The 6,662-nt window shown below is 71.1% G+C and carries 5 protein-coding genes; 4 read left to right on the plus strand and 1 reads right to left on the minus strand.

Going from position 1 to position 6,662, the window contains the following annotated elements:
• Positions 1 to 24 precede the first annotated feature (24 nt).
• Complete coding sequence (locus tag LPA41_RS07065) at positions 25 to 1,467, minus strand: family 43 glycosylhydrolase (RefSeq protein ID WP_229069122.1); 1,443 nt, start codon at positions 1,465 to 1,467, stop codon at positions 25 to 27.
• 189 nt (positions 1,468 to 1,656) lie between these two features.
• On the opposite strand from LPA41_RS07065, the gene LPA41_RS07070 reads away from it, so the two are divergent.
• The 4 genes from LPA41_RS07070 (at position 1,657) to LPA41_RS07085 (ending at position 6,209) form a co-directional block, all read left to right on the plus strand.
• Entirely contained in the window at positions 1,657 to 4,461 is a 2,805-nt protein-coding gene (locus LPA41_RS07070; protein WP_229069123.1) for a TIM-barrel domain-containing protein, read from the plus strand.
• Between the two features lie 124 nt (positions 4,462 to 4,585).
• A complete protein-coding gene (locus LPA41_RS07075; RefSeq protein ID WP_229069124.1) occupies positions 4,586 to 5,014 on the plus strand; it encodes a hypothetical protein in 429 nt (142 codons plus the stop codon).
• Positions 5,008 to 5,235: a helix-turn-helix transcriptional regulator gene (locus tag LPA41_RS07080; RefSeq protein ID WP_374238119.1), complete on the plus strand. Its 228-nt coding sequence runs from the start codon at positions 5,008 to 5,010 to the stop codon at positions 5,233 to 5,235. Before LPA41_RS07075 ends, LPA41_RS07080 begins: the two co-directional genes overlap by 7 nt.
• Positions 5,232 to 6,209, plus strand: coding sequence for an NAD(P)-dependent alcohol dehydrogenase (locus LPA41_RS07085; RefSeq protein ID WP_229069125.1), 978 nt, complete (start codon positions 5,232 to 5,234; stop codon positions 6,207 to 6,209). Before LPA41_RS07080 ends, LPA41_RS07085 begins: the two co-directional genes overlap by 4 nt.
• Positions 6,210 to 6,662: the final 453 nt, after the last annotated feature.

Consider the following 6,662-nt stretch of genomic DNA (forward strand, 5'->3'; position numbering starts at 1 on the left):
GACAGCCAACACCATCCCGGACGCTTACTCCAGCAGGTATGTGGCGTCGGCCCGGCCGGTCGCGTCCGGTACCGCCTGGACGTACATCAGGTAGTTGCTGTGCCGCAGGTAGCGACCGGGGTTGTTGTGCGACTCGAAGGAGACCGCGGAACTGGCGGCCAGGCCCGCGCGCCGCACGAAACTGGCGTCACCGGCGAACGTCGCCGACCCGTCGTTGCGCTCGACGAACACCTGGAAGTCGCGGTGCCGCAGGTAGTACCCGGGGAAGTTCGTCGACTCCAGGGAGACCGTCCCGGAACCGGCGAGACCCGTCACGATCCGGAACTGGGAGTCGGCCAGGGTGGTGACGTCGGCGTCCAGCCGGGCCCGGTACTCCCAGTGGCGCAGGTAGCGGCCGGCGTTGTACGACCGCAAGCGCACCGGGGTCGCCCCGTCCGCCACCGGGATGCCGAAGTTCGGGGTGCCGTCGGCGTTCCAGTAGAACTTCTGGATGCGGGTACGCCGGTTCGGGTCGTTGAGCGGGTCGCCGCTGATGTCCCGGTAGTTGCGGTCGTGGTAGACCAGGATGTCGCTCTGCCCGTCCTCGGACACGGTGAACGAGTTGTGCCCGGGGCCGTACTGCCCGGTGGCGGCGTTGCTCGCGAAGACCGGGTTCGGTGACTTGGTCCACGACGACGCGCTGAGCAGGTTGCTGCCCGCCGCCGCGGTGAGCAGGCCGAGGCAGTAGTTCGCGTCGGTCGCGCTGGCCGAGTAGGTCAGGAAGATCCGCCCGTTGCGCTGGATCACCGTCGGCCCCTCGGCGACCTTGAAGCCGCGGGTCTCCCAGGCCAGCGTGGGCACGGCGATCCGGGCGACCGTGCCGGTGATCGTCCACGGGTTGGCGAGCCGGGCGATGTAGAGGTTCGAGTTGGTGGCGATGCCGGGTTCCTGCTGCGCCCAGATCAGGTACCGCACGCCGTTCGCCACGAACGTCGACGCGTCCAGGGCGAACGTGTTCCACGGCGTGCTGATCTGTCCCTTCTCGGTCCAGTTCGTGGTGAGCGGGTTCGCGGCGCTGCTCTCCAGGACGTACATCCGGATGGCCCACACGTTGTCGGTGGCCCCGGCGGCGAAGTAGACGTACCACTTGCCGTCGATGAAGTGGATCTCCGGCGCCCAGATGTGCGCGCCCATGATCCCGCTGGGGTGCTTGCGCCAGATGACGGTCTCGGCGGCGGTGGACAGGCCCTGCAGCGTGGTGGCGCGGCGCAGCACGATCCGGTCGTACTGCGGGACCGTCGCGGTCATGTAGTAGTAGCCGTCGGTGTGCTTGTAGATGTGGGTGTCGGCGCGCTGGTTCGCCAGCGGGTTGGTGTAGGCGACGGCCGGGGCGGCCTGCGCGGGGGAGGCCGGGGAGACGGCGGCGAGCAGGGCGAGCAGGGCGGCGGCCAGGGCCGCGAGGAGCCGGCTGCGGGGGTACGGGGACATGGGGCGGTCCTCCAGAGGCGATGTTCGCGTTCTCTGCGGTGGTCACGGCCGGCCCGCTTGACATCGAAGGTTAGCGATAACAAACCGGGAGTCAAGAAGCGGGAGTTTGTTTGATCCATTGACAATCATTGCGGCGGGATGACAGGTTCGTGATCGAAAGGTTTCGTTCGCGACCGAAGGGGAGCGTCTGTGCGCGACTCTGTTCGACGGAGGGTCGCCGCTGCCGCGTCCCTCGCCCTGGTGGCCGGAGGCCTCACGCTGACACCGTCGGCGCCGGCCCACGCCACCGCCCACCGGCTGCCGACCGTGATCTCCGGCGACGCCCGGTTCCAGATCCTCTCGCCGACCCTGATCCGGACCGAGTACGCCGCCGGTGGCAACTTCACCGACGGCGACACCTTCAACGTGATCGGCCGGGACGACTTCCGGCCCACCCGGTTCACCGAACGGGTGTCGCGCGGCTGGCTGACCATCGACACCGGCGCGGCCACCCTGCGCTACCGGGTCGGCTCCGGCCCGTTCACCGCCGACAACCTCACCGTCCGGCTGGCCACCGGCCGGCAGAGCGTGACCGCCGCACCCTGGGCGGGCCTCGGCGCCCCGGACTGCGCGACCGGCGTCCTGTGCGAGGCCGAGGACCTGGCCCTCGCCGGGCTCGGCACGGCCACCGACCACCGCGACTACACCGGCCAGGGCTTCGCGGCCGGGTTCGAGGGCACCGGCAGCTCGCTCACGTTCGCCGTCACCCCGGCCGCCGCGGGTGCCCAGCAGCTCACCGTCCGCTACGCCAACAGCACCGGCGGGGACGGCCAGAACGTGCCACGCACGCTCACCGTGACCGTGGACGGCGCCCCGGCCGGCACGCTCACCCTGCCGCCGACCGCCAACTGGGACACCTGGGGCCTCGCCTCGGTGCCGCTGGACCTGGCCGCCGGCCGGCACGAGATCGCCCTGGTCCGCACCGCCGGCGACTCCGGCAACGTCAACGTGGACAGCCTCGCGGTGCTCGCGCCCGGCGCCGCGTACCCCGCACCCACCCCGCCCGGCCCGCAGCCGTGCGCGTTCGGCACGGTGTGCGAGGCGGAAACCGGCGCGCCGGCCGGTGGCGCGCGGCTCGCCAACGACCACAACGGGTACGCCGGTGAAGGCTTCGTGGCCGGCCTGGAACGCGCCGGGGCCGGTGTCGCGCTGACCGTGACCGGGGTGCCGGTCGCCGGTGACTACCAGGTCCAGTTGCGCTACGCCAACGCGCAGGCCGGCAGCCAGCCCGTGCAGGACCGGACGATGACCGTGACGGCGAACGGGGCCGCCCCGGTCACCGCCACGCTGCCACCGACCAGCGGCTGGGACTTCTGGCGCACCCGATCCGTCCGGGTCCGCCTGGCCGCCGGCACGAACACCGTCACGCTCGGCTGCCCCACCGACCAGAGCTGCAACGTCAACCTGGACACGGTCGCCGTCACCGCGACGAACGCGCCACTGCTGGCACCGCACGCGCCGCTCGGCGGTTACCGGCGTGGCCTGGACAACGTCAACGGCGGGGCGCGGACCTACGGCGGGCTGCTCTACCAGGACGGCTGGTCGCTGCTCGACGACTCCGCGTCGGCGCTCTACCGCCCGGCCACCGGCGCGGTGCGGCAACGGCCGGCCGCCGGGCAGGACGGCTACGTCTTCGCGTACGGCCAGGACTACCGCCGGGCCCTGCGCGAACTGTCGACGCTGACCGGCCCGACGAAGCTGCTGCCGAAGTGGGCGTACGGCGTCTGGTACTCGCAGTACTTCGACCGCACCGCCGCCGAGTACGAGAAGCTCGTCGCCCGGTTCAAGGCCGAGGGCGTACCGCTGGACGTGCTCGTCGTGGACACCGACTTCAAGGCGCCGGACAAGTGGAACGGCTGGTCCATCGACCCCACCCGGTTCCCGGACTGGAACGCGTTCGCGGCGTCGCTGCGGGCCCAGGGCGTGCGGACCGGCCTCAACATCCACCCGAGCATCCTCGGCTCCGACCCGCTGTTCGCCGAGGCCCAGCGGATCGCCAAGGGCAAGCTGGAACGCACCGGCTGCAACGGCGGCCCGGACTGCTACGTCTTCGACTTCGGTGACCCTGACCAGCTCAAGGCGTACTTCTGGCTGCACGACAAGATGGGCACCAAGAACCTCGACCTGTGGTGGCTGGACTGGTGCTGCGACGCCTCCCGGTCCACCCTGCCCGGTGTCACGCCGGACGCCTGGATCAACCAGCAGTACGCCGACAAGACCAGTTTCGCCTTCTCCCGGGCGTACGGCTCGCTGCAGGCCGGTGGCTACGCCAACCCGGGTCCGGTGCCGACCGGCCCGTGGGCCGACAAGCGCACCACGCTGCACTTCACCGGCGACACCATCTCCAACTGGGAGACGCTGCGGTTCACCGTCGGGTACACGCCGGGTGAGTCGGCCGCGACCGGGCTGGCCGCGGTCAGCCACGACATCGGCGGGCACACCGGCGGACTCCAGGAACCGGGTTCCGAGCCGGGCAGCACCAAGCTGCCGGACGACCTGTACGCCCGGTGGGTGCAGTCCGGCACCTTCCAGCCGATCGACCGGCTGCACTCCAACCACAGCGACCGGCTGCCCTGGCAGTACGGCGAGGCGGCGGAGGCGTCGGCGAAGAAGTTCCTGAAGCTGCGCAAGAAGCTGCAGCCCTACACGTACGCCGCCGCGGCCGAGGCCACCCGCACCGGCACCCCGATCGTCCGGGCGATGTACCTGGCGTACCCGGGGGAGCAGGAGGCCTACGCGACGGCAGGCAGCCAGTACCTCTACGGCCGTGACCTGCTCGTCGCCCCGGTGACCACGCCGGGCACGACGGCCTCCACGACGGTGTGGTTCCCGCCCGGCAGCAGCTGGACGGACTACTTCACCGGCAAGCGGTACGCGGGCGGCACCACCGCCTCGATCACCACGACCCTGGACACCATGCCGGTGTTCGTCCGCTCGGGGGCGCCCCGGCCCTGACCCGTACGTCCGCGAAGCCCGGCACGTCTCTCCGGAGGTGCCGGGCTTCGCCATGTCAAAGATTTTGTACATGACTGCTACGCTTCACGTGTCAAAGATTTTTTACACGACCGGGGGCGCCGCCATGACGCACAAGGAGAAACAAGCCTGGATCCGGCTGACCACCGCGATCCTCGGCTACACCGGCTACCTGGCCGTCGTCCTCGCCCGCTCCGGCGGCCAGGGGTGGGAGCGGACCCCGTACGCCGCTGCCCTGATCATCTCCATCGGAGGCGCGGTCGTCGCCGCGGTTGCCGCGGAGGCCGTCCTCGCCGCGCTCGCCCCGAAGGCATCCCGCGCCACCGACGACCGGGACCGCGAGATCGGCCGGCTCGGCGACCACGTCGGACAGGCGTTCGTGGTGATCGGATCGATCACCGCGATGATTCTGGCGATCACCGGGACCGACCCGTTCTGGATCGCCAACGTCATCTACCTCGGCTTCGTGCTCTCCGCCGTCCTCGGCGGCATCACCAAGGTCGTCGTCTACCGCGTGGGCGTGCCGCAGTGGTGAAACCGACCCGCGTCACCAACCGGATCCGGTCCCTGCGCGCCGCGCACGGCGAGATGACCCAGGCCGACCTCGCCGAGCGGGTCGGCGTGACCCGGCAGACCCTGCTCGCCATCGAACAGAGCCGCTACTCACCGAGCCTCGAGGTCGCCTTCAGGATCGCCCGAGTCTTCGGGGTGCCGCTGGACGACGTCTTCCACTACCCCGACGAGGAGCAAGCATGAAAGCCGTGACCGCCCCCCAGTACGGTTCGATCACCGTCACCGACCTGCCCGCCCCCACGCTCACCGGAACCGACGACGTCCTGGTCGAAGTGCACGCCGCCGGCCTCGACCCCGGCGTCTGGATAGCCCTGCACGGCCGCCCTTACGCGGCCCGCCTCGGCTTCGGCCTGCGCCGCCCCCGCCAGCCCGTGCTGGGCCGGGCCCTGGCCGGCGTGGTCACCGCGACCGGCCCCGGGGTCACCCGCCTGCGCCCCGGCGACCGCGTCTACGGCACCAGCTCCACCGGCACCTTCGCCGAGTTCACCCGCACCACCGAGCGCCGGCTCGCCCGGATGCCCGCCAACCTCACCTTCGAACAGGCCGCGGCGGTCCCCATCTCCGCGGTGACCGCGCTCAAGGCGACAGAGACCGCAGGCGTACGCCCCCAGCAGCACATCCTCGTCATCGGCGCAGCCGGCGGCGTCGGCTCTTTCACCGTCCAGCTGGCCGTCCAGGCCGGCGCCACCGTGACCGCGGTCTGCGGCCCGTCCAAGGCCACCCTGGCCCGCTCCCTGGGCGCAACAGACACCATCGACCACACCCGGCAGGAGATCACCGCAGCGGGCATCGAGTATGACGCCGTCATCGACACCGCAGGCAACCGCCCCCTGTCCGTGCTGCGCCAGGCAACCAAACCAGCCGGGGTGATAGCCCTGGTAGGCGGCGGCCACGCCCAAGGCCTGTTACTGGGCGGCTTCGGCCGCCAGCTGGCCGCCCCACTGATCTCCCCGTTCGGCCGGGCACACGTCCGAGGCGTGACAGCGGACGAAACCCACACCTCCCTGGACACCCTCACCGCCCACCTGGAGTCCGGCGCAGTGGTCCCCGTAGTAGGCCGCACCTACCCCCTGACATCCGCAGAGGACGCGATCAGTTACTTGGCCGAGGGCCACACAACAGGCAAAACAGTCCTAACCGTAATCCCACCCCGCTAACCACCGCCCCTCCCACTCCGCACCCCACTCCGCCCCGCCCCTCACCCCCCCCGCCGCACTCACCCTCAGCGCACACTCTCGCTGTGCGCCCACTCCTACGCCGCCTCACCCGAGCGCCCCCGCGCCTACGCCCTCCCCTGGCCTACGCCCTCTCCTGGCCTACGCCCCCTGGGCTACGCCCTCTCGCCTACGCCCCTCGCTTACGCGCTCTCGCCTTCGCAGTCTCGCCCGCCGCCGCGCCCTCTCGCCGCCGAGCCGTTGCCGCACGCGCACCAACCCCGCGTCCCCGGTTTCGGCACCAGTGGCGCCCGACGCGCCGCCCGCAGCGAGATGTTGATCTGCTAGCGACTCTGTTGCCCATTTGGTGTGGTGGGCGTGTCGGCTGGCGTGTGGTGGTTGGTGGTGGCTGGATGGTCGTGGTGTGGTGGGCTTCCTGTGTCCTGCCGGGGGAGG

The organism is Actinoplanes sp. DH11 (assembly GCF_020873875.1).
Lineage (GTDB): Bacteria > Actinomycetota > Actinomycetes > Mycobacteriales > Micromonosporaceae > Actinoplanes.